Consider the following 22,701-nt stretch of genomic DNA (forward strand, 5'->3'; position numbering starts at 1 on the left):
TGGAGCTAGTTCCCTTCATTCCATAATATTTTCTTCGTCACTATCGCTATTATTATCATTATGAAACTAATAACTAATATAGGTAAATAAATTTTCATACTGAATCCTTCAAACATAAAACCATAAATGACTTGCCCAATTGGTGCCATACATTGAGATACCGCTGTTATAATTGCCATTACTTTTCCTAGGTTTTCATTTGGTGTTTTCTTTTGGACTACAGTAATCACATAGATGGATACAATTGTCACGATCATTGCAATTAGAATAGAAGAAAGTATAAAGAGGATAAATGGTGGATAGTATCCTAAATTAAGAATAACTGGCGTAACTGATAGTGCCATTGGTAGTACTAATAAAGCTATTAAAAGCATCCAGTAATACAATGTTTTCATCTGTAGCTTTTTCGCAAAAAAACCTATCGATAATGCACCTAAAATAGTAGCAAAATCGATCAATCCCATTCCAATTCCGTATAACGTGTCGCTACTTTCCATTGTTACTCGTATAATAATTGGAGCGCCAACAACAAATAGCGGTGTAAGTATTAAATTTAGTAATGCAGCTAAAAGCATAGATTTCAAAATAAATGGTTGTTTTAAAACATATATAAATCCTTCTTTCATATCCTTTACAATTGTCGGTATTATATGGCTTTCTCGTGCTCTTTTTATAAAAGGTATTTTAATAAACATTTCTAAAATCGCAGATAAAAAGAAAGCAAGACAACTTATTATTACGAGCATTTTCAAACCAATTATGCCGTACAATATTCCTCCAAATACAGGAGCAACTATATTTGACAATGCTTGCACACCATTTACGATACCGTTTGCTTGCTCTAACTTATTCTCTGGAACTAATTGCGGAATACTCGCCATTACAACAGGTGAATACATTGCACTAACGACTGCTAGTAAAAACATAATTGTTCCAATCAATATAATAGATACAGGTCCAGTAAATAACAAAACTATAAAGCTTAATACAATCGCAGCGTTGATGAAGTCAAAAATAACCATTAAATCACGGCGATTGAAACGATCTGCTATCGCTCCGCCGAGAGGAGCTAGTAAAAACGGAATACTCGTTACCGCATATAATCCTGCGAATATATCAGCACGCCCTGTTATATCTAGCACATATAATGACAGGGCAAAACGTAAAAGTGTTGAACCTAAAATAGTAATAATTTGTCCACTCACCATTAAGTGAAAATCTTTCATCGAAGACCTTATACTAGCTGACATCCTTATCACACCTTTCATTCGATTCAGACCGACTGTCGGTCGATAATATCCAAACAGAAAATTACTATTTCTGTTTGATTAAAACCTCCACCATGTAATCAAAGGCTCCCTCTTTCGCTCCAACAGATGCTTCCATCATTTTGATATAAGCTTTAGCCCTCCTCATCATTTCTTCCGGCTTCCACTGGAATAAACCCTCATCAAATATGACTTGTGCTGAAGAGAGTAATAATTCAATCGTTTCTTGTGGGTATGGAGTAGAAAATATGCCTTCAGCGATTCCTTGTTCTAAAATCTCTGCTAAAACAGGAGATAAATGAATAATTGATTGTACTATACTTTTTTGATGCATTTCCGCATTATTTGGCTGATGAAATTGTTCAATCATTTTATCTTTTACATCTCCTGATTTTGGTGATTGTTCCATTAAAACTCGAAATAACTTATCCAAAACTGGGATATTAGGGTTAGAGACAATTGCTTTCGCTTTAGCAACATCCGCTTTAATAATCCTCATAATAATTTCATCCATTACTTCTTCTTTCGACTTAAAATAATGATAAAACGTCCCCTTTGCTATACCAATCTCTTTTAAAATGTCATTTACTGTAGTTTTCGTATACCCTTTTGTAACAAACAAACGTTCAGCAGTTTCTAAAATTTCATTTCTACGTTCCCCATATTCTTTTACGATCCTCATTCATGTACTCCTTCCTACGGACCGACTGTCGGTTTATTTAAAGTATATGTTTAGTATGTGAAAAGTTTCCTGTTATCGTACATATACAACAACCTACTTTATATTTCCTTTATGAATTTTAAAATTTATTTTTAATACGGTGAATGAAATTTTAAAGGTTGTTTCTATGCAATCAACCTTGTACTTATATCGACTTCGTTGTATAAAAACAAAAAAGAGCCGCAACACTTTGCGACTCTTTTTGAATAATAACTATTTAACGGCCACGTCTTTGCTGACCTTGTTTTGTACTACTTTTCTTATTACTTGGCTTATTAAATGATCGATTGTTATCATTTCTAGAACTATTTCTTGAATCGTTTCTTGGACCACCTTTTGAACCACTTCTTGAACCTTCACGGCTATCTCTTTGACGATATTGACCTGATTTCTTTGGAGCCGGCTTTTGTACCGGTTTTCCATTTTCATCTACATTTTTTATCATCGGTTGTTCGATTATTTGTCTTTGTATTGGTGCACCAAGCGTTTTTTCAATTTCTTCTAAATGTTTTTCATCTTTCGCTGCAACGAACGTAATTGCAAGACCTGATCCACCTGCACGTCCTGTTCGGCCAATGCGGTGAATATAACTTTCTACATCTTCAGGGATATCAAAGTTAAATACGTGCGTTACACCATCTACATCAAGTCCACGAGCTGCTACATCCGTTGCGATTAAGTACTGAATTTTAGCTTCGCGGAAACTCTTCATAACTCTTTCACGTTTCGCTTGAGGTATATCACCATGAAGTTCAGCACAATTATAACCAAGTCCCTTTAAATCATCATAAAGCTTACTTGCTCTAACCTTTGTACGACAGAAAATAACTGCTAAAAATGGCTGATCACGATCCATAACAAAACGAAGTGCATCTGGCTTTGCACGATCTGTCGTCTCAATGACACGCTGCTCAATTGTATCTACCGTTACTTCTTCACTTTGTACTTGAATCATTTGCGGCTCTTCCATATAACGTTTCGCCAATTTTTTAATATCTTTTGGCATCGTTGCTGAGAATAACATCGTTTGTTTACTATCAGGTGTCTCATCTAAAATATCTTCAATATCATATAAGAATCCGAAATAAAGCATTTGATCTGCTTCATCTAGTACAATCGTTGAAAGATTACTTAAATCAATTGTTTCACGTCGTATATGATCTAATAATCGTCCTGGTGTCGCTACAACAATATGTGTATTACCTTTTAATTTTCTCAATTGTTGTGCTACATCTTGTCCGCCATATATCGCTAGTACATTAATATCTTCTCTTTGAACAAGCATTTTTTTAATTTCAGTTGTAATTTGCAGTGCTAGTTCCCTTGTTGGTGCAACAATTAAAGCCTGAACATCACTAGACTCTGGATCGATTTTTTCTAAAATCGGTAACACGAATGCTAACGTTTTACCCGTTCCTGTTTTCGCCTGCCCAATAACATCTTTACCTGACATAATAACAGGAATTGCCTTCTCCTGAATCGGTGTTGCTTCTGTAATTCCATTTTCACGTAATGTATGATTAAAAGTTTCACTAATTCCTAATTCTAAAAAGTTTTTCAAATAGACCACTTCTTTTCCTTATTTTTCACATTAGCTTTCATTGTACCATTTGTTTCGCCAAATATGAAAAATAAAAAAATTCTTATCTTCTTTTTTTATATTCATCCTGTACTAGATGAACAAATTCTTTTTGTTTTTTCTCGGATTTTATTAATGCTTCCATATTTGCAGAAGTCAAAATATACTTTTTAATTTTTCTATTACTCCAAATTAAACTTGTATATTTCGGATCTTCGTGTAACCTTCGAAACCACTCAAATTCGCTTAATTTGGCAATATGGTGTTTTAATTTCATGTCATTTCGAGGATAAAATAAAATAACATTTGCTATTACATCAAATAATGAGTCCAAGTTATTCCCTCCTATAACTTCTTTAATGAAGATATTAAAGGAATTTTAAAAATTATTGTTTCACCAATTCAAAATAAATTACACCAATATGTACATCAAGGAACTATGTTCTACAATTTAATATGTAATACGAAAGCATTATATAACCTTCATTTTAATTTAGCATATGAGCTTATCTTTCAGAAAGATGGTTTGCAATATAAAATGGAAAAATCCTAATAGTGCATTAGAGATATTTATTATTTTTCATTATAATTTTTATAGCCTTACCATATCAATTTGGGAATTTTGTGCGTTTAGAAAACCAATTAGATACATTTAGCCATATATTGTACGCCAATAATATAGTAGTAAGAAATTTACAAATGAAGGATATAGAAAGATTAAGGGGGCATGGTTAATTACTCATGAAGGTATAGTGCGTTAGATGAATAAATAGGCTTCATTTGCAGTAACATAGTATGTTTTTTCTTTACTGCTGTGTGCTTTGTACTGTGGCGAACCATTGGCACTCACTTTTGCATCAATCATAAATCCCTGCATCTACAGAATCAGCTCCATCTTTATATTTCCAAGATGGAGCATCCTAGAAACGTAGATTGTCCACTTTGAAAACAATACGTTTTCAAGGTGGACAAATAAACTGTGCTTCTCTTATCGAGTAGCAACAGATACTTCTGAAAGAAATAGACTACATCGTAATAGGGGTTATATTCACAGCTGTAATTTTACAAGTTGAAATTGCAAACCTAACGGTTGTAGTTGGATTTATAGGTAATGTCCCTAGTACTATCCCAAGTCCTGTTTGTTCCACGCTAAAATCTGCTGCAATAGAACCATTACTTGCTAAAAGACTTACTGTAGATCCGATAAACGCATCCAGTAATTGTCTAATTGGTCGTTCACGACATTCACACTCGCATCCTACATCGGTAGGTGGAAGTAATGTAATAGGTGGTCCTGGTGGTAAAAAACCTACCCCTGTTACATCAGATATATTGACCACAAAGGTTGTGGTGCCATCTGTAACTGTAACTAAAAAATCATTCACGGAAGTGATAGTAAATAGAAAGAAAAGCGGGGGCGTGTTGGGTGTGTCTGCAATAGTGCCAAGAATAACAGTTTCTCCAATAAGTTGTTGTAAAACGCTTTGCATAGGTAAAACACAGCAATCACAAAGACAACCTTCAGTTCCTCCTGTTGGGCCTGTCTCTCCTGTTGGACCCGTTATTCCCGTTGGACCCGTTACTCCCGTTGGACCCGTTACTCCTGTTGGACCCGTTACTCCTGTTGGACCCGTTACCCCCGTTGGACCCGTTACTCCCGTTGGACCCGTTACTCCTGTTGGACCCGTTACTCCTGTTGGACCCGTTACTCCTGTTGGACCCGTTACCCCCGTTGGACCCGTTACTCCCGTTGGGCCTGTCCCTCCTGTTGGACCTGTGGGTAAAGTAAATGGTGGGATTGGGGGAAGTGTAGGGCCAATTAAATTTGGATTTAATGCATTAGCTTGAAGTATCCCATTTACCTTTTGTATTTCATTTTTATCAAACACATAACTACCTCCTATGAGTGTACTATACTGTAGTAATACAGTTACATATACATAAACTTCATTGATCGTAATATAATATGTTTTCCCTATACTATTGTGCGCCTTAAATTGTACTGAACCTTCCATATTTAACTTCCTAAAAATTGTAAATACCTCACCTACATCTACAAAACCATCCACGTCTCTATCCTACCAAGGTCGAGCATCATAGAAACGTAGAATGTTAACTTTAGAAACAACACGCTTTCCTACAATAGAAGAATCTACTGTACTTTTCTTACTAAACTTCACATAGGATGGAGTGTTCTTAATCCATTGCTCTCCACCAAGGTTTAACCAACCAGGCTTTTCGCCCCATTCAACATAAGCTTCTGATTTATTTAGTTGACGAATCTTAGAATAGCTTGTGTCTGGTCCTTTACGTAAATTAACGTTGTAGCCTTCAATATAAGCTATACCATCGGTTACAGCTGTTGGTACTTCTGTTGGTTTAGGTGGCTTTCATGTACAGAAACATCCACACTAGAATTATTGTATGCCCGTTGTACATCAGCACGGGATTGAGCTCCTGATCCCCCATGAGATTTTAAATAATCAAGTTGATCTTCATGATCTGTACTGCCAAGATATTTAATCACATCGTAGTGAATCCACAATCCTTTTCCTACAGATAACTTGTTATCTTTTAAGATTTCCGCTAAAAGTTTTACGTATTTTTCATATGAACGCTCGAGCTTTGTATGGTCTGCTGTTTCACATAACTCTACATGTACAAATCGTTTATTAGCAGCAGGTCCACCGCCATATGCAATGTATTTTATATTAGCGATTTGGATTGTTTCATCTCAATCAACAGCATATTGAACAAATACGTTTCTTCATGTACGAGATTCATACTTTTGAATATTTCAGAAGTCGCTGTACTATGAGCTACTACGCCCTCATAAATACCTACGCCAAAACGATATGGTTGTTTTGGGAAATTAGGGATAAAAAACTTTCTATCAGCAAAAACACTTGTAGCAAATGAACCAGCAAGTACTAGAATCATAAGGAACGAGGTAATTAGCTATATTAAAACCAGCTAAAATTGGAATGAATGTAAGTGATTGATTATTTATATCCTTAATTCCTTTCAATATTATTGTTGTATTCGGATTCATATACGCTATAAACAATCTAATAATTATTATCAAGATAGCTGGTATTAAGAAATCAAAAGTTTTTTCTGCCTTCGTTGCAGAACGCAAATAATTCATTGAAACCTCTATCGGAAACTTATTTGCTTTCCAAAACAGATTTTCTCTTCATCCATCTCCATAATCGTATCCGCTTAACAAGCATTGTTTTATTTTGAACAGGTATTCGCTTATAAATATCGAAATATACAATAAGAAAAAACAATAAAATTGATTATTCTTTCGCTTCTTTGTCCATCCTTTTAAAAAATCTGTTTTTTGGAAAAGGAGTGTTTATATGGAGAAACAGACACTTTGGAAAAAATTCAAAAAAAGCTCAGTAAACCTCGGGAAATCAAGCGTATATGAAAGTATTATTTTATTTTACACAATGAAAAAGAAAGAGTTACCTACTAAAGCGAAACTCATTATATTAGCCGCTTTATCCTATTACGTATTAACAATCGATTTCATTCCAGATATAGCTGCTATTATTGGGATTGGCTTATTAGATGATGTTTTAGCAATCGCTGTGGCGCATAAATATGTTATGCGACATGCTGATGCTGAAATTAGAGAAAAGAGTAAAATAAAAATGGAATCATTATTTACTTCAGCACACATTTAACGAAGAAAGATAGGCTCTTACTTGTCTTTGCTCACTGCCTAACCATCATCTATAGCTTTTAAACAAATGATTTGAACAGTGTTAATACAGAAAAAAGAACTAAAATAATCTTTTAGTTCTTTTTTGTCAACTCAATTTATTTTTGAACAATAGTTAAAAGAGCCTATTTTAATTTACCAACTAAAACAGGCTCTTTACTAATTTAAATTTACAAGATCATCATCATTTTACGCTATACTTTGCTACTTCAACAACATTTCTCTTTCATCGCTTTCATCATAGACATAGTAGTCTTCATCATTTCATCACATTCATTCATTTTCACCATCATTGCCTTATCCATTTCTACATCCATTTGCATCATGTTATTCATCATCATTTTCATACACTTCATTTCACACATCATTTTTTCCATAGACATCATCATGTTTGTTGTTTCTACCATCATAGTTTTTTCCATATTAACATCCCCCTAGAATTTTTATGTTACAAGTATAAAAATTCCTTTTCGTTTTTCTAAAACCTTCTTAGTTTACCTCATACAAATATTTATCAATATATTTCCCTCTCAATTCGTCATTGATTAACTTTATTTATTGTCACGCTGAAACGTAAATATAATAAAAAGCATCTTATTATAGATGCTTCCTTGTCTAACAATTAAATTATTAACACTATGAAACTCCATTTGTTTCGTAAACATAGGGTAAATCTATTATTTTTATAAAATTCATAAATCCAACTATAACGTATTACAGTTTCATTCATATACTGTAGTAGATCACTAGAAAGGAGGCGTATATATGGAAAGTTGTATTGTGTTCGTAAACGGCCAACCTTTTTTAGTACTCACAGTTGCTGGCATCGAAATTGCTAGATTGGAAATTACTCTTCAAGTAGCACTAGCTTTGAGAGTTCTCGGTATTCCAATCTGTGGGTAATTCATTTAAGTAAGTTTAAAAGAGAGCTTTCGCTCTCTTTTAAACTCTTGTCAAAAAATGCACTTCTATACACTTAGCAAGTGTGACTCATAGCCTTGTAGAAATTATATAATAAATATACAAGCATTTACGTTAAAAGAACTTTCTTTAACACACACATCTGCAAACAATTTAACATCCTCTTCATATCACGTTCTTTATAGTGATTCAGACATGCTATTTGAATCCAGTTATTCTTTTGTAAATATGCTGATTCATAATGAACCATATATCCTTGTAACGCTAACGCATCACCTACTGCCTTAGAACACTGCCCTTCGTTTAATTGAATGGTAAGAACAATTTGAGCGGCATGATCTTTAGGTGAAACAAGCTTTAAATCCATAGTATTAATAGCTTGTTCAATATAAGCATACGCCTCTTTTATTTTTTCAAATGCCTCTTCATCTTCAAGTCGCTTCAATGCTTCTTGCAATGCATAAATTAAATTCCATGAATGGGAGTATGGAATACTATCATTCATTTCATACATACCAATATCCATATACATAGGTATTGCTTCGTTTTTCTCTATCATGTGATTATGAAAAACGAAAGATAATCCTGTATATGATTTAATCGCTTTTCCGCTAACACCACTTGCAAAATATACATCCTTCAAATTTATTGATATTGCTCCAATTGAGCTTATACAATCTACACATAGTTTCATTTGATATTTTTTACAAAGAATGTTTAGTTCTTCTAAATTATTTAACATTCCAGTTGATGTTTCATGGTGAACAAACCAAAGCCATTCATAATTTCCAGTTGCCATTATTTTTTCTAATTCTGTATAAATAAACGGCTCTGCCATTTCTTTTTTATGCGTATCATAATGTAATTGCGCACGTGTTGCATGTCCCACTAACCTATTTCCAAATTCCCCATTTGTTAAAACTAGTCCTTTCCCTTTTAAAGAATTCAACTGTAAAGCAATGGCATCATTCGCTAACGTCCCTGTTCCTAACATTATTTGCACACGTTTTGCTTTTGTCATTTGCAGTAAACGTTTTTTTACATTTTCCATTGTCACTTGAAATGACTTAGAACGATGCGAAATAGGCTTAGTAGAAAATGCCTTTCGAACATTTTCTTCAATATCCACTGGACCAGGTAAAAACGTATATTCTTTCGTCATAATACCCCCAACACTCGACTCTTCAAACATAGCTGGGGTAACATACATTGGCTGGAAGGCTGCTTCTTCAGTACCAACTAACGTATGGAAAGATTTGAATCCCATTTGCTCATATAAAAGTAGTTCACGTGTTGTAGCAGAAATGAGTGCCAATTCATATCCATTTAGAAGCAAATAACGATGTAAAAAGCGAATTAAACCTAACAATGCTCTTCCATTTCGATATTCACGTTCTACTGAAAGTAAACGAATTTCATATACATTTTCTCCATGTTCTTGCAAATAAAAATCTAGATTTGGAATTTTATAATCTAACGAGAATGGTCGTTTTCCTCGCAATGCAACCATACCTACTAACTTATCGTCATCTAAACAAATTAAATATGTATTTTCTTCATGGAAATGATCTATACGAACACGATCTTTCGTTTCTTCATGTTGCGGAATTTCTTCTACAAATGTTTTATAATTCAATTTATGTATACTTTCAAATTCCCAAGCTTGATCAGCAACTTTATAAATTAACCCCATGTTGTATCTCCTTTATGTATTTAATAAAAATTATAAGTGGAGATTAACTCCACTTATTAAAAGTTCATTTCATTCTCGATTTACATATAAAATAAGTACAATGATTAGTGCACTTAAAATAGTCATAACAATAGAGTAAGAATACAAAATCATGCAAACTGGTAAACAAGCGATTGTAATTAGTCCGGGCTTAGTAAATCTTTTAAAGATTAAATAAAATATAATGAACACAGCAATAAGAGTAAGCGCTATCAAATAATCAAATGCAATTAACCCTCCAATAAATGTTGAAATGCCTTTTCCGCCCTTGCCTTTAAATAAAATTGGGTAAATATGTCCAAGTATAACAGCCAGTAAAGCTAACATTACAAATGTAGAATCTTCGAAAAGGTATTTTGCAATAGAAACTACGATTGCCCCTTTGATCGCATCACCTAAAAATGTAGCGACGAAATACCCTTTTCCATATACGCGCCCCATATTTCTTGCTCCAGGATTACCACTTCCTTCTTCACGAATATCAACATTATGTTTCCATTTCGTTACTATATAAGCGGTCAATATGTTTCCAAATAAATAAGAAGCCACCAAATACAAAAATTGCATACTATTAATCATGTAATCATTCACTTTCTACATGGGAGTACTTATACAATATTCAATGACTATGTATATTGTACTTTTTCTTGCTTTACATCCCTTTGTATATTTTAACATCATATTTTTACAAATCATACAAAAATTCTCATACTTCTATTTTATAAAATATACACCCTTCATTAAATGATATGTTCCTTTCACTGCCATTTCTGATGGTGATACGAATATAACTTCTCCCATATTTTTCTCACAGCATTTCTTAAATTCAGCATATATCTCAGGAACGAAACGCAATATACTGCCACTTACTGCAATTAAAGGTGATAAATCAAACTGCATCTTGTTGTAAATATTCACCGTAATTATCGTTAATTCCTTAGCCGCTTGCAGAATAATTTTATGTGCATCATCATTCCCATTCCTCGCTTCCTCTATAATTAATGGTGCAATTGCTGCAACTTTATCTTTTGAAGAACTATATACTAGTCTTTTTATATGAGATGATGTTAAAAGTCGAAACTCGTCTTGAATCCTTAAGCTTAATGGACAAAGTCTAACTCCTTGATCAAATTGATTTGCCATTCTCTTTAAACCTTGTAACGCAATCCAATAACCGCTTCCCTCATCCCCTAAAATATGTCCCCATCCACCGCTATACTCGTACACTTCGTCTTTCTTTCCTATACAAATTGCACCTGTACCACCTATAGTTAATATTCCATTCTTACCTTTTAAAGCAGCTGCATGTGCAATCATTGCGTCATTTAAAACTTCAATTTGTGTTTGGTACTTCTTTTTTAGACGTACTGTTAATTCATTTGTATTTGCTCCACTTACACCCGCTAACCCTAAACAAATACAAACGCAGTGCCCATCTATTAAAGCTTTCTTGCATTGATCGATCGCCTCCATAATATGCGAAACTGCTTTTTCATAATCTATTAATATATTTCCAAACCCACTCGTACCTCTTACAACTTCGTTTCCGTCTTGATCAAATGCAATTGCTTCTGTCTTCGTGCCCCCACCATCTACTCCAATCATATACTTCATATGTTCGCCTCATTTTCATCATCTTATTGGAGGGAATGTTATATTCCCTAAAACTACAGATTGCTTTGCACCTGTTGCGCTTGGCACATTACTCGGATTACGATGATGCGTTTCGTTTGCTAATATCGCAAAGGCAATTGCTTCTTTCGCCTCTGAAGAATAGCCTATATCTTCTTGAATGAATATCGCGCACTTTTCTTCCTTCAATCCATTTCGTATCATTTCAACAAGTGTACGATTATAACTGCCCCCACCACCTAAAATTACTTCATCGATTTCATAATACGGCAGAATAAACTCCTTATAATGATGAACAATTGAACTTGCTGTAAACATCGTGACAGTCGTCAAAAGATTTTCTTTACCATGCTTTTCAAACCGCTTCAATAATTCACTTACAAACTTTTCTCCAAACTGTTCTCTACCAGTTGATTTCGGTGGATTCATTTTCAAAAATGGATGGTTCATACAATATGTCAAAATTTCATCTACAACTACTCCTTGTTTTGCAATCCTACCATTTTGATCATATGGCAACTGAAATAATCTTTGACATACATCATCGATTACCATATTTCCTGGGCCAGTATCAAAAGCAATAACACTCTTATCACTTAGATGACTTGGTACTACTGTAACATTACCGATTCCGCCAATATTTTGTAGTAATCTATTTTTAGTTTGATGACGATACAAAATGACCTCTGAATATGGCACAAGTGGTGCACCTTGTCCCCCTGCTGCCATATCCATCGTTCGAAAATTAGAGATAACCGTAGTGTTCGTTTCATATGCTATAACTGCTGGTTCTCCAATTTGCAATGTCGAAGAAATACTATTGCCTTCTTGCTTTGGCTGATGATAAATCGTTTGTCCGTGAGAACCTATTAAATCTAATTGTTCCAATGACAAATCAGCCTTTTTACAAACTTCCTCCACAGCATTGGCAAAACATAAACCAAGCTTAAAGTTCAAACTGCATATCAATTGAACATTAGATGTATCAATTGATAAAGCCTGCAGTATCTCATTTTTTATATCCTTACAAAATGGAACAGTAGTAAAATGAATGAGTTCGACTTTAGAATCTACACCGTTTCCTTCTACATGAACGAGCGCTACATCTATTCCGTCTAACGATGTACCGGACATTATCCCTGCAATATACATAATATGCATGCCCCCTATTCACTAAAAAACAATTATGTAAGTAAACAACGTACAACCTACAGAAAACAATATAAATCTAAAAAACAACTGTGCTTTCGATGCAAACGATCCATCAATGAAAGAAACAACTACCGTAAGCAAAATACTTGCCGCAAAGCTTGTAACCAGCCATATACTATGCATTTGTGATAGATTTAGCATTCTTAATAAAGGTACGAAAAGTAAATTTGCACATATCACTCCAAATAACAATAAAAATACACCTTTATAGCTAAATTTTATATTCATTCTATTTCACCCTCTCTGGACTTAATGTGAAAGAAGTGATAGACAAAATGCCTATCACTCAAAAATAAAATATAAAACTTACGGATTAACAGATTCCCCATCACCATTTTTCTCAATTTCAAGCATGTTTTTGTCGTACATTTTAAAGAATGGTAGGTAAATAAGGAATGATATTGCTATATTTATAAAAACTAATACTACTGCACGCCAATCTCCACCTGTGGCTAAATACGCGCCAATTGGAGCTGGTAATGTCCACGGCGGCATAATATGTGTTGGCGTTACAAATCCCATCGCAGTTGCTGAATATGCAACAGTTGCTGTTACTAGTGGTGTAATGATAAACGGGATAATTAAAATTGGATTTAGTACAATCGGTAATCCGAAAATAACAGGTTCATTAATATTAAAAATACCAGGAACAATACAAGTTCTTGATAATGCTTTCGAATATTTTGATCGACCAAATACAATCATAGCTAATACAAGCCCTAACGTCGCACCAGAACCACCAATCCATATAAACCATTGGTATAACGGCTCTGGTGATATGAATGGCAACTGATCTGCTCCACTAGCAACTGCTTCACCATTTTTCCCTAAATATACTTCCCATAATGGCCGGGCAACAGTTCCAACAACCGACACACCATGGATTCCGAATGACCAAAAAAATGTAATTAAAAATACTGGAATGATTACACCGAAGTAACTATCACCAGCTTTTACTAACGGTGCCGCTAATTTATCAACTACATGATGTAAATCAATACTAAAAACGACAGTTACTAAACTCATTAAAATAATTACGAATGCAGCAGGTATAAGTGCTTCAAACGAACGTGAAACAGACGGCGGTACTTGTTCTGGCATTTTAATCATTACATTTTTCGTCTTACAAAATCTTAAAATCTCTACTGATAAAATAGATACGATCATCGTTACGAATAATCCATGCCCTCCGAGATTTGTCATCGGAAGCATAAATCCTTTTTTATCGATTAATTCGGGCGTCAATGTTAAAAGTAGTGAGCATACTGCTAACTGTGCCCCTGATAAAGCATCTAACTTATAACTTTTCGCTAAATTGTATCCTATACCAAATGCTATATATAAAGACATAATAAACATCGTTAAACGATATGGTATTAATATACTTGTTTGATTTTTCAATGCCCAGGCTGATATGAAACTATCTTTCGGTAATGGTGGAAATGCTACTATTAAAAAGAAACTCCCTACGATAATAAATGGTAACGCCGAAATAACTCCATCACGGATTGCTTGTAAATGCCTCTGTTCAGAAAGCCTTGCCATCGGTCCAGATAAGTTTTTATCAAGAAACGTGACAAACTTATTCATAACGCTTCCCCCTAACTAATTAATTCATTTACAGTTTTTAATAAAGTCGGTCCACCAAGCGGCGTGTATGCTTGCGGCGGAATAATACCGCACGGAATAGATTCTTGTTCTGTAAGTTTTTTTACAGCGTCAAATCGATGTCTAACTTGAGGTGCAACCATTACAACATCCCAACCATTCTTTACTTCTTCCTCCACCTCACTTGTTCCAATAGCATGCACTTCCATGTTCATACCTTTTTTCTCTGCTTCTTTTTTTAAAGCGTTTACAACAATTGCGCTGGACATTCCTCCAGAACAAACGAATAAAACTTTCATTATTGAATCCTCCTATACTTATAAATTGTTTCTTTCAAATGAAAGAAAGTTTCACTTTACTAACTAGCATATGAAGAAATGAAACGATTTAGTTATACTGAAAGTAAATTTCACTAAAAATATTTTTCCTATTAAATTAATGTTTCAATATTTATTTTTCTCAATTGCAGGGCCAACCTAACATCATATATTATTTTAAATAATCGTATAATAGGGAGGCGTATAAATGATTATGAAACGTTTAGTAATGATGTGCTGTATCGTCATATTGTTTACTCCTTTCTCTTTCATTTCCCCTCACTCTACTTATGCTGAAGTAAATACTACTTACAAAAAACATGAATTACGCGCTGTATGGCTAGCATCTGTTCTCAATATTGATTGGCCTTCAAAAACTGGCTTACCTATTGAAAAGCAGAAACAAGAATTTATAAGACTATTAGACGATGTAAAAAACACTGGTATGAATGCAGTCGTTGTACAAATTAAACCGACTGCTGATGCTTTCTATCCTTCAAATTACGGTCCTTGGTCTGAATACATTACGGGTACACAAGGAAAAGACCCTGGATACGACCCGCTCGCATTTATGATTGAAGAAGCACATAAAAGAAATATAGAATTCCACGCATGGATTAATCCATACCGAATAACGATGAATCACACTGATATAAATCGATTATCAAATAATCACCCTGCAAGACAACATCCCGATTGGGTTGTACCTTACGGCGGGAAGCTATATTACAACCCTGGTATTCCTGATGTGAAAAACTTTATAACGGAAGGCGCTTTAGAAATCGTAAAAAATTATGATGTTGATGCAATTCATATGGACGATTATTTTTACCCTTATAAAGTAGTTGGCGAAGAATTTCCTGATCAAAAAACATTTGAATCATATAATAATGAGAATTTTTCAACTATCGAAGATTGGCGTCGCAATAATGTAAATGAACTCGTAAAAGGTTTAAATACTGCTATAAAACAAGAAAAATCATACGTGAAATTTGGCATTAGTCCATTTGGCGTATGGCGAAATATAGCTGACGATCCAACTGGCTCTAATACAACCGCAGGTCAAAGAAACTACGATGACCTTTATGCTGACACACGTGAGTGGATACAAAAAGGGTACATTGACTACATTACACCTCAAATATATTGGAATATAGGTTTCACACCTGCTGCATATGATATATTAGTAGATTGGTGGGTAAAAGAAACAAATAACAAACCGATTCACCTATACATCGGTCAAGCGGCTTATAAAATAAATAACAACTCTGTGCCTGCTTGGTCTGAGCCAGAAGAATATCCAAAGCAAATCGCTTTAAACCATCAATATCCACAAATAAAAGGTAGTATGCATTTCAGTTTAAAAGATATAAATAACAATCCACTTGGAATTAAAGATAGACTCTCAAAAGACATATATAAACACCCTGCATTAATTCCACCTATGCCTTGGCTTGATCATGATCCGCCAAAACAACCTACTTTAAAAGGTGCCATTCCAAGAGATGAAGGTATTGCCGTAGGAATAATTGACAATAGAGATAATGACTCTTCTTATTACGCCATTTACCGTGTGAATGGAAAAAATGAAGTGGATATACAAAACCCAAAACATTTACTTACTACTGTAAGAAAAACAAAACTTGGAGAAATTTACGTAGATAAAACGGCTATTTCTGGAGAAACGTATACGTATGTGGTAACTGCAGTTGATCGATTGCATAATGAAAGCATTCCTTCTAGTTTTACTACCGTTAAGGCAAAATAAAATCTCAAAAAAAACGCCTTAAAGCTGAGAAATACTTAGCTTTTAAGGCGCCTTTTTTATTTATTCTTAAACTTCTCAGTCGCTGCTCTCATCTTCACATTCAAATCATGATCAATGGAGTCGCGAATATCACGCTCTACTACTTCCATTTCTTTTTGGAAATTTTGCAAGTATATTTTTAGTTCTTCTTCTTTTTCAGGACGTTGTGATGGTGGTAATTGTACCACTAATGATAACATCGCTGTTAAATCTTTCATTAAGAACGTTTCAAGTTTATGTTGTTGTTCAAACATGCGTTGTTCTTGATAGTACGGCAATGCATTTAATACTGAAATTGTAATGTCATCAACTGTTCTTTGTAGTGAAGGATTAATCGAGCGTTTATATGCTTGAATTGTATTTAATGCATCTGGATATCGATCATAGAAATACAATTTATAAAACGATAAGTCTGTCGGTTTTACAGTTTGCTGCGTTTCTTGTCTTAAGAAATCTTTCACTTTCATCGCGGCCACATCGATATCTTCATTTGTAAGCTTTTTCGTTGTTTTTGCCATTACATGCACTTTTTTCTGTTTTTCTTTCGGTAACATTGAAAATACTTGTTCTCTCGTACGTTGACCTGATGTACAGAAAAGAGTATTCAATGTATGTTGTTCTTTCTTTCCTTCCGTACGAATCCAGCGATAAAAGAGTGGATGTTGCGTAAACTCTTGTAAAAACGGTGTCGATTTGTTTGATAATTTCTCAATGGAATCTTGTGCTCTCTTATATGGTTTCGTCCATGAAAAATAAAGTTTACGTCCGAAGTATACAACTAAAACAACGACAGTAAATGCGATTAAAAGTAATGATCCTAATAGTAATAATACTCCTTGAATGAAACTCATTTTTTCACCTCCTCTAAAAGTCTGTTATTTCCTTGGACGCTGAATGAGTTTCTGCTTCATCTCATCATTAAATGTATCTAGTTCAATTACAAATTTCTTACTAGACTCAATAATACGTTCTGACGATTTCTCAGATGCTTCAATAGCGGCAAATACATTTTGGAATGATTCACGTAATTTATCCATGCTAATTGCAGGATTTTCTAGGAGTTTTGTTGTTTCTTCTGTATTTTGTTTTAATGCTTGTGAATTGCTTAATACCATTGATTCAATCGCTTCATTTGTTGCATTAACAGCATCAATTGTTTTACGTTGATTTGTTAATGCGAGCTGAATTGCAGCTGAAACCGTTATAACGTTTTGCGTCATCGTAATTGCATTACGAATTGCCTCTGATAGCTTTTCATTATTTTTCTTAATGATGTCTACAGATGCGATAGATTGTAATAATACACTTTTTGCTTGTTGCATATTACGAGTACGCACAAGTATCTTTTCTAATGCATCATTTATTAACGGAATATCCCTTTGACGTTCTGGATTTTGTTTCTCAGCTTCAAGCATACCAGCAAGTTTTCTTCCTAAGTATACTTGTTTATCAAGAGCGTGAATTTTATCGTGTGATTGCTCTTTTAACATTTCAAGACCAACCGTATCCTCTTGCAAGTTATCACGGCCAATGAGAAGTGATCTTATAATCTCCTCGATTTGCTTATCTATAGATTGATATTTATGCACGTAATTTTCAAGCGGATTTTTCTTAAACACTTTAAACATAAGTTTCTTCATACCAGTTGCTTTTAATGAGTTTGGATCAAGTTCTGATACCACTTTTCGTAATTCTAACAATGTATTTGGAATTTCTTCATTCTTTCCATTCATCATCGCTGTCACAGGACGTTTTAAAGCTGATAGCGTTTGTCCTGCCGCTTGCTGCTCTTTATCCCCTAAGTCTCCAAGCTGCGACAATACTTTTGATAAATCTGTATTTTGCTCGCTATTTAACTTTTGTACATAAAGATCTGCTTCTTTATTCAGTTCTTCAAGTTCTGCATCTTTTATTACTGTATCCACTACTACTTCTACATTATTATCTTTCACAATCGATACAGGTTCTTTTTTCTCGAGTTCAGTCAACAAAATCGCTCCTTTATTTATATGTGCGAATTTATGTGCACTATATTTCATCTAATATATCGTATTTCATATACATTTTTGCTTGCTTGAAATCGATTTTTCAAGAAATACCTGCTTATGCAGTCATTCCCTGTTTCATAGTATAAGTATACCTGTTCTCGTCATTATTTTCCTCAGACTTAAGACCTAGAGAACAACATACTGAAGACGGATTCTTCACAGCTTACCTTACTTATCACCACTGACTATTAATTTGAAATTCCATTTAGTTACCTTCTTAAATTCATACAATGCTCTATCTTTTGACATATACTATCTTTCAATGTGATAATTATATTAGGTCCACTTCTAATTATTCTTCCGCGCAACAAATGCTCCCTTTTGAAAAGCTAATAACACGGTTTCAAACGTAACGTCTTCTTCAATCATCTTTATAAATCCAGCTAATTCCCCCGCATGAGAAGTTGCATTATCAATTACAAGAAAACCTTTTGGCTCTAAAATACGTTTTATATGTTCCCACCACCACATGTATTGCGTGCGCTCTGAATCTAGGAAAATAAAATCAAATGAACGATCTACTTGCGAATCTAAAAATGCCCCAGCCTCTTGATTATGAATATCGATTCTCTGTGTAAGATTTGCCCTTTCAAAATTTCCAAGTGCCTCTCCAACCCGTTCTGAAGAAAGTTCTACAGTTATAACATTTCCATTTGTTTCTTCTACCGCATTTGCTAGCCACAATGTAGAATAGCCATTTGAAGTTCCAATTTCTAAAATTTTTTTTGCATTGCAGCCCTTTACTAATACTGATAAAAACTGCCCCATTTCACGAGAAATATTTCTTAATTTTTCTTCTCTTTTTTCTTTATGTCGATCATGCTCTTCTCCATATTGTTCAAGTTGCAATAATAATGAATCTAGAGTATTCATTTTCTCCATCGCCTTTCCAAGCAATATGATGAAAAAGTACATGATGCCCGTCTACTTTTCATTATATGCGAAATGCACACCTTTTTCCTGTTATACGACAAAGAATTAAAATTTTTTATAGCATATTGTTTCGTTTTTTGGTAAAGTTAATTTCTACGTGCAATTATTTAATTCACATTATTTTACAATCAGTTTTCAATTATAAGATAATCTAAACCCCATTTAAATGAATCGGTATTTCTAATTCAACTAAGCGCCCTTTTCGGACGCATTTTCTTTTGTTTATATATTTCTGTAAGAAAGGATGCTTACACATGAACGTGATTAACTTAGATGCTGCTAGAAGACGTAAACAGCATAAAAAACTAATGATAACTATACCGATTATTAAACGCATTTATGAAGAAGACGGGGAAATTAAATTCGAGGTAGCCGGCGAAAAAGATGTACCTCTTGAAATGTTAGAAAAATAAAAAAAAAGACGCACTTCTAAAGAAATGCGTCTTTTTTATACTATTACATTTAAGTGCATAAGTTTTTCTGGATTAACCATCATATAAATGTTTGAAATTTTCTCATCCTCAAATATGAATGAAAGTACATACGTCACTTTATTATTTATTGTAACTATAACGCCTGGTGCACCATTTACTATTTTGAAATCAACACTATACTTTTCTGGCAATCGTTTTGCAATTCCAAAGAACAAACGTATAATTTTATCTGCAGAATAAATCGGATTAATTGCAGTTGTAACTTTACCACCACCATCAGCTTTCAATATCGCATCTGTTTTTAATACTTCTAACATGCCTTGCGCATCCCCACACTGCAATGCTGATACAAATTTCTCCACGTAAGCAGCCATCTTCTTCGTACTTAATGTTGACTGCTTCGGCTTATCCAAAATACTTTTTCGTGCACGTTGAAAGATTTTTCGGCAGTTCACACTACTCTTTTCTACAATCGAAGCGATTTCTTCGTAGTCATAACTAAAAACCTCTCTTAATATGAAAACAATCCTCTCTACCTCAGTCAGTTGTTGTAAAAGTAATAAATATGCCGTAGAAATTGATTCTTTCATTACAAATGACTCTGATGGATCATCAATCTCTTCCACAAATGGCTCTGGCAACCACATTCCGACATATACGTTACGTTTATGTGCTGCCGAACGTAATTTGTCAATTGAGCGATTTGTTACCATTTTACATAAATAGGCTCTCATATTTTCTATAGATTGAGCGTCCTCCATATTATTAAACGATATAAATACGTCATGGACGATATCTTCAGCATCCATAACACTCCCAAGGATTCTATATGCTAATGAAAATAATAATGGTTGATACGCTTCATATAATTGCTCCGTTTCCATGATGAACTGCCTCACTTTCTAATTGCTTTAAAATGTGTAACGCTGCACGTTTCCCGCTTGCTACCGCAGCATCAGCTAATATTTCATCATGCCCAGCCCAATCTCCTGCAACGTAAACACCTGGCATTTCAGGTATACTAGGGCCTGGTTTTTCAACACGGTCAATATGAGGAAAATCATGTACTACCGTAATTTTCGGTAAATATCGCTGTGCAACAACTTCTCTTTTCCAATTCGGATGTAACAATTCCATCATATTTTCTAACTGTTCTTTCTCTTCTTGAATATGATTCAGTTCTAGTACAGGGTTATGGTATTTAGTTAGACTCACTACAATTGATCCATCTTCACTCAATTTAGCTGCTCTCGATTGATTCGTGAAAAATATAGGTTGATCCAATCCCAATGCAAAATGATGCAAAGGATTCGGTAATTGTTTTAAACCAATATCTAACGCTGCCACGGTCACTTGTATAGATTGTTCACTCCATTTTTGCAAACTTGTTCCTTCTGTACCTTTTATAATTTCACATGCCTCTTTCGGTGGAGTTGTTACAATAACTGCCCCTGCTTCAAATACTTCATCGTCAAAACAATGTATTCTTTGTTTTCCTTCACAATGCTCTATTTTTAAAACATGCTTTTTAGCCAGAAATTGTACACCACTAGCATTCGCTATTCCTCTTAAATTTTTTATTATCGTCTCCCAACCACCATCTACATAAAGTACTCCTTCTTTCATAGAAAGCTGTATTTGCTTTAGTACGGAAGATGCTAATTGTATTGTAGGAGCATACGTATATGTTGTTGTTCGGCATAATGCATAAAATATATTTCGAACCATTGGATCTTTAATTTCATTTTCTGCCCATGTAGTTAGGCTTATTTTCGGAACTTTTTCTACATCTAAGTTTCCTAAATGAATCATAAGACGAGCGAACTGTACTTTTGCAGACCATGAAAGTAACGGTGTTGATAAAATAGAGCGAAAATCTGTTGGAATGGTATAAATATCCCCTTTCCATATTCCATGTGCTTTTGTAGATGGGATTCCACCTGGAAGATTTACTCCTAGCTCATTAAAAGTTATAAACGCTTCTCCACCTCTATATAAAGCATGTGCACCAAGATTCATACAAATGCCGTTTTTATTTATAGTCATCCCTCGACCACCGAAGTGACTGGACTTTTCTAATACAATAACTTTCCTTCCAGCTTTAGCTAAATATATAGATGCTGTTAATCCAGCAAGCCCACCACCAACAATTGCTACCTCAAAATGTTTCATAATAAAATCCCTCCTTATCCGTTCTACATACGAGACGAACGATTAAGGAAGGATGTGACATGAAAATATATTTTTACTTATCTATTTTATTTCATTATTTTTTTATTCTGTCATATTGCATACGAAATAACTCAATTGCAAATGGAATATCCTCTTCACTCTTTATATAATAACTTATCCATCCTGATTCAGGTAATACGTGATGTGGTTTCACCAATCCTTGGCTCACTAATTCATCCCGCTTTACCTTTGGAAATGGTAAATCAACTAACTTATCGCCATGCAAATGACCAAGTTCTTTCTTACCATAATTTATTTCAATACCACCAAATCGATGCGGTTTTTCAGAAACACCTGCCCAGCCAAGTACTTCATTTCTAATCATTTCACTAAATGACATGAACCTTCACCCCTTTTTAATGATTGATGTAATATTAAATTAACACGTTCATTACTTTTTTCCATCAATCCAAAGTATGAATGGATATACGAATATAGTTTAATCTCAATATCTTTATTTTTTTACACACTTAAAACAATTTCAAAGGGTATTTATTCTATTATATAGAATTATTATTAAAAAT

24 protein-coding genes and 2 pseudogenes are annotated in these 22,701 nt (G+C 34.2%); 4 read left to right on the forward strand and 22 right to left on the reverse strand.

Translation table 11 applies throughout. The features are described 5' to 3' along the window. Positions 1-5 precede the first annotated feature (5 nt). From MKX66_RS07620 to MKX66_RS07660, 8 genes and pseudogenes are all read right to left on the reverse strand, one after another. Positions 6-1,268, reverse strand: coding sequence for an MFS transporter (locus tag MKX66_RS07620; RefSeq protein ID WP_254904890.1), 1,263 nt, complete (start codon positions 1,266-1,268; stop codon positions 6-8). Between the two features lie 46 nt (positions 1,269-1,314). Next, the gene (locus MKX66_RS07625; RefSeq protein WP_002069302.1) at positions 1,315-1,950 is read right to left on the reverse strand and encodes a TetR/AcrR family transcriptional regulator; all 636 of its coding nucleotides are present in this window, start codon (positions 1,948-1,950) and stop codon (positions 1,315-1,317) included. Positions 1,951-2,206: 256 nt separating this feature from the next. Further along, entirely contained in the window at positions 2,207-3,559 is a 1,353-nt protein-coding gene (locus MKX66_RS07630; RefSeq protein ID WP_193653830.1) for a DEAD/DEAH box helicase, read from the reverse strand. A gap of 73 nt (positions 3,560-3,632) precedes the next feature. Continuing rightward, positions 3,633-3,902, reverse strand: a complete 270-nt coding sequence (locus MKX66_RS07635; protein WP_240379987.1) for a hypothetical protein — start codon at positions 3,900-3,902, stop codon at positions 3,633-3,635. Positions 3,903-4,325: 423 nt separating this feature from the next. After that, a pseudogene (locus tag MKX66_RS07645) lies at positions 4,326-4,527 on the reverse strand (N-acetylmuramoyl-L-alanine amidase); the annotation flags it as partial. A gap of 66 nt (positions 4,528-4,593) precedes the next feature. Continuing rightward, positions 4,594-5,457 carry an exosporium leader peptide-containing protein gene (locus tag MKX66_RS07650; protein ID WP_326997835.1) on the reverse strand — a complete coding sequence of 288 codons (864 nt, stop codon included), beginning with the start codon at positions 5,455-5,457 and terminating at the stop codon, positions 4,594-4,596. A 42-nt stretch (positions 5,458-5,499) separates the two neighbouring features. Beyond that, positions 5,500-6,508: pseudogene (locus MKX66_RS07655) on the reverse strand (N-acetylmuramoyl-L-alanine amidase); the annotation flags it as partial. Beyond that, positions 6,462-6,716, reverse strand: a complete 255-nt coding sequence (locus tag MKX66_RS07660; RefSeq protein ID WP_326997821.1) for a hypothetical protein — start codon at positions 6,714-6,716, stop codon at positions 6,462-6,464. The gene MKX66_RS07660 and the pseudogene MKX66_RS07655, both read right to left, overlap by 47 nt. Positions 6,717-6,933: 217 nt before the next feature. On the opposite strand from MKX66_RS07660, the gene MKX66_RS07665 reads away from it, so the two are divergent. Then, positions 6,934-7,263, forward strand: coding sequence for a YkvA family protein (locus MKX66_RS07665; RefSeq protein WP_002035120.1), 330 nt, complete (start codon positions 6,934-6,936; stop codon positions 7,261-7,263). Between the two features lie 247 nt (positions 7,264-7,510). Here MKX66_RS07665 and MKX66_RS07670 read toward each other — a convergent pair whose 3' ends face one another. After that, positions 7,511-7,723: a hypothetical protein gene (locus MKX66_RS07670; protein ID WP_000416118.1), complete on the reverse strand. Its 213-nt coding sequence runs from the start codon at positions 7,721-7,723 to the stop codon at positions 7,511-7,513. 343 nt (positions 7,724-8,066) lie between these two features. On the opposite strand from MKX66_RS07670, the gene MKX66_RS07675 reads away from it, so the two are divergent. Then, positions 8,067-8,204 carry a DUF3956 domain-containing protein gene (locus tag MKX66_RS07675; RefSeq protein WP_002127410.1) on the forward strand — a complete coding sequence of 46 codons (138 nt, stop codon included), beginning with the start codon at positions 8,067-8,069 and terminating at the stop codon, positions 8,202-8,204. A 127-nt stretch (positions 8,205-8,331) separates the two neighbouring features. Here the strand turns inward: MKX66_RS07675 and MKX66_RS07680 are convergent, their stop codons facing one another. The 7 genes from MKX66_RS07680 to MKX66_RS07710 all read right to left on the reverse strand — a co-directional run bounded on the left by MKX66_RS07680 (position 8,332) and on the right by MKX66_RS07710 (position 14,705). Beyond that, entirely contained in the window at positions 8,332-9,915 is a 1,584-nt protein-coding gene (locus MKX66_RS07680) for an aminotransferase class V-fold PLP-dependent enzyme (RefSeq protein WP_326997822.1), read from the reverse strand. A 69-nt stretch (positions 9,916-9,984) separates the two neighbouring features. Further along, positions 9,985-10,533 carry a glycerol-3-phosphate 1-O-acyltransferase PlsY gene (plsY, locus tag MKX66_RS07685; protein WP_341085867.1) on the reverse strand — a complete coding sequence of 183 codons (549 nt, stop codon included), beginning with the start codon at positions 10,531-10,533 and terminating at the stop codon, positions 9,985-9,987. A gap of 135 nt (positions 10,534-10,668) precedes the next feature. Next, positions 10,669-11,568 carry a BadF/BadG/BcrA/BcrD ATPase family protein gene (locus MKX66_RS07690; protein WP_002035114.1) on the reverse strand — a complete coding sequence of 300 codons (900 nt, stop codon included), beginning with the start codon at positions 11,566-11,568 and terminating at the stop codon, positions 10,669-10,671. An 18-nt stretch (positions 11,569-11,586) separates the two neighbouring features. Then, entirely contained in the window at positions 11,587-12,738 is a 1,152-nt protein-coding gene (anmK, locus tag MKX66_RS07695; protein WP_033709639.1) for an anhydro-N-acetylmuramic acid kinase AnmK, read from the reverse strand. Positions 12,739-12,759: 21 nt separating this feature from the next. Beyond that, a complete protein-coding gene (locus MKX66_RS07700) occupies positions 12,760-13,026 on the reverse strand; it encodes a hypothetical protein (protein WP_002136308.1) in 267 nt (88 codons plus the stop codon). A 78-nt stretch (positions 13,027-13,104) separates the two neighbouring features. Continuing rightward, the gene (locus MKX66_RS07705; RefSeq protein ID WP_002035111.1) at positions 13,105-14,388 is read right to left on the reverse strand and encodes a PTS sugar transporter subunit IIC; all 1,284 of its coding nucleotides are present in this window, start codon (positions 14,386-14,388) and stop codon (positions 13,105-13,107) included. A gap of 11 nt (positions 14,389-14,399) precedes the next feature. Next, positions 14,400-14,705 carry a PTS sugar transporter subunit IIB gene (locus MKX66_RS07710; RefSeq protein ID WP_000865888.1) on the reverse strand — a complete coding sequence of 102 codons (306 nt, stop codon included), beginning with the start codon at positions 14,703-14,705 and terminating at the stop codon, positions 14,400-14,402. Between the two features lie 226 nt (positions 14,706-14,931). Between MKX66_RS07710 and MKX66_RS07715 the strand changes: the two genes are divergently transcribed. Continuing rightward, positions 14,932-16,491, forward strand: coding sequence for a glycoside hydrolase family 10 protein (locus MKX66_RS07715; RefSeq protein ID WP_002035110.1), 1,560 nt, complete (start codon positions 14,932-14,934; stop codon positions 16,489-16,491). Between the two features lie 56 nt (positions 16,492-16,547). Here the strand turns inward: MKX66_RS07715 and MKX66_RS07720 are convergent, their stop codons facing one another. The 3 genes from MKX66_RS07720 to MKX66_RS07730 all read right to left on the reverse strand — a co-directional run bounded on the left by MKX66_RS07720 (position 16,548) and on the right by MKX66_RS07730 (position 19,460). Beyond that, entirely contained in the window at positions 16,548-17,381 is an 834-nt protein-coding gene (locus MKX66_RS07720; protein WP_002035109.1) for a DUF3974 domain-containing protein, read from the reverse strand. A gap of 24 nt (positions 17,382-17,405) precedes the next feature. Further along, positions 17,406-18,518 carry a toxic anion resistance protein gene (locus MKX66_RS07725; RefSeq protein ID WP_002085564.1) on the reverse strand — a complete coding sequence of 371 codons (1,113 nt, stop codon included), beginning with the start codon at positions 18,516-18,518 and terminating at the stop codon, positions 17,406-17,408. A 348-nt stretch (positions 18,519-18,866) separates the two neighbouring features. Next, positions 18,867-19,460 carry an O-methyltransferase gene (locus tag MKX66_RS07730; protein WP_002085565.1) on the reverse strand — a complete coding sequence of 198 codons (594 nt, stop codon included), beginning with the start codon at positions 19,458-19,460 and terminating at the stop codon, positions 18,867-18,869. A gap of 305 nt (positions 19,461-19,765) precedes the next feature. Here MKX66_RS07730 and MKX66_RS07735 point away from each other — a divergent pair, with 305 nt between their 5' ends. Then, positions 19,766-19,924 carry a hypothetical protein gene (locus MKX66_RS07735; protein ID WP_002085567.1) on the forward strand — a complete coding sequence of 53 codons (159 nt, stop codon included), beginning with the start codon at positions 19,766-19,768 and terminating at the stop codon, positions 19,922-19,924. Between the two features lie 35 nt (positions 19,925-19,959). Here MKX66_RS07735 and MKX66_RS07740 read toward each other — a convergent pair whose 3' ends face one another. The 3 genes from MKX66_RS07740 to MKX66_RS07750 all read right to left on the reverse strand — a co-directional run bounded on the left by MKX66_RS07740 (position 19,960) and on the right by MKX66_RS07750 (position 22,517). Next, the gene (locus tag MKX66_RS07740; RefSeq protein ID WP_341085868.1) at positions 19,960-20,829 is read right to left on the reverse strand and encodes a sigma-70 family RNA polymerase sigma factor; all 870 of its coding nucleotides are present in this window, start codon (positions 20,827-20,829) and stop codon (positions 19,960-19,962) included. Further along, positions 20,807-22,117: a phytoene desaturase family protein gene (locus MKX66_RS07745; RefSeq protein ID WP_341085869.1), complete on the reverse strand. Its 1,311-nt coding sequence runs from the start codon at positions 22,115-22,117 to the stop codon at positions 20,807-20,809. Before MKX66_RS07745 ends, MKX66_RS07740 begins: the two co-directional genes overlap by 23 nt. A 94-nt stretch (positions 22,118-22,211) precedes the next feature. Beyond that, on the reverse strand, positions 22,212-22,517 hold the full coding sequence (locus tag MKX66_RS07750; RefSeq protein WP_002035104.1) for a luciferase domain-containing protein: 306 nt from the start codon (positions 22,515-22,517) through the stop codon (positions 22,212-22,214). Between the last annotated feature and the right edge of the window lie 184 nt (positions 22,518-22,701).

It is taken from the genome of Bacillus sp. FSL R9-9530 (assembly GCF_038008145.1).
GTDB classification, from domain to species: domain Bacteria; phylum Bacillota; class Bacilli; order Bacillales; family Bacillaceae_G; genus Bacillus_A; species Bacillus_A mycoides.

Bases quoted from the DNA above. Each gene is read 5' to 3' on its own strand.
- MKX66_RS07620 (WP_254904890.1), bottom strand. From the start codon at position 1,268: ATGAAAGGTGTGATAAGGATGTCAGCTAGTATAAGGTCTTCGATGAAA.
- MKX66_RS07625 (WP_002069302.1), bottom strand. From the start codon at position 1,950: ATGAGGATCGTAAAAGAATATGGGGAACGTAGAAATGAAATTTTAGAA.
- MKX66_RS07660 (WP_326997821.1), bottom strand. From the start codon at position 6,716: ATGAATTATTTGCGTTCTGCAACGAAGGCAGAAAAAACTTTTGATTTC.
- MKX66_RS07665 (WP_002035120.1), top strand. From the start codon at position 6,934: ATGGAGAAACAGACACTTTGGAAAAAATTCAAAAAAAGCTCAGTAAAC.
- MKX66_RS07670 (WP_000416118.1), bottom strand. From the start codon at position 7,723: ATGGAAAAAACTATGATGGTAGAAACAACAAACATGATGATGTCTATG.
- MKX66_RS07675 (WP_002127410.1), top strand. From the start codon at position 8,067: ATGGAAAGTTGTATTGTGTTCGTAAACGGCCAACCTTTTTTAGTACTC.
- MKX66_RS07680 (WP_326997822.1), bottom strand. From the start codon at position 9,915: ATGGGGTTAATTTATAAAGTTGCTGATCAAGCTTGGGAATTTGAAAGT.
- plsY (WP_341085867.1), bottom strand. From the start codon at position 10,533: ATGATTAATAGTATGCAATTTTTGTATTTGGTGGCTTCTTATTTATTT.
- MKX66_RS07690 (WP_002035114.1), bottom strand. From the start codon at position 11,568: ATGAAGTATATGATTGGAGTAGATGGTGGGGGCACGAAGACAGAAGCA.
- anmK (WP_033709639.1), bottom strand. From the start codon at position 12,738: ATGTATATTGCAGGGATAATGTCCGGTACATCGTTAGACGGAATAGAT.
- MKX66_RS07700 (WP_002136308.1), bottom strand. From the start codon at position 13,026: ATGAATATAAAATTTAGCTATAAAGGTGTATTTTTATTGTTATTTGGA.
- MKX66_RS07705 (WP_002035111.1), bottom strand. From the start codon at position 14,388: ATGAATAAGTTTGTCACGTTTCTTGATAAAAACTTATCTGGACCGATG.
- MKX66_RS07710 (WP_000865888.1), bottom strand. From the start codon at position 14,705: ATGAAAGTTTTATTCGTTTGTTCTGGAGGAATGTCCAGCGCAATTGTT.
- MKX66_RS07715 (WP_002035110.1), top strand. From the start codon at position 14,932: ATGATTATGAAACGTTTAGTAATGATGTGCTGTATCGTCATATTGTTT.
- MKX66_RS07720 (WP_002035109.1), bottom strand. From the start codon at position 17,381: ATGAGTTTCATTCAAGGAGTATTATTACTATTAGGATCATTACTTTTA.
- MKX66_RS07730 (WP_002085565.1), bottom strand. From the start codon at position 19,460: ATGGAGAAAATGAATACTCTAGATTCATTATTATTGCAACTTGAACAA.
- MKX66_RS07735 (WP_002085567.1), top strand. From the start codon at position 19,766: ATGAACGTGATTAACTTAGATGCTGCTAGAAGACGTAAACAGCATAAA.
- MKX66_RS07740 (WP_341085868.1), bottom strand. From the start codon at position 20,829: ATGGAAACGGAGCAATTATATGAAGCGTATCAACCATTATTATTTTCA.
- MKX66_RS07745 (WP_341085869.1), bottom strand. From the start codon at position 22,117: ATGAAACATTTTGAGGTAGCAATTGTTGGTGGTGGGCTTGCTGGATTA.
- MKX66_RS07750 (WP_002035104.1), bottom strand. From the start codon at position 22,517: ATGTCATTTAGTGAAATGATTAGAAATGAAGTACTTGGCTGGGCAGGT.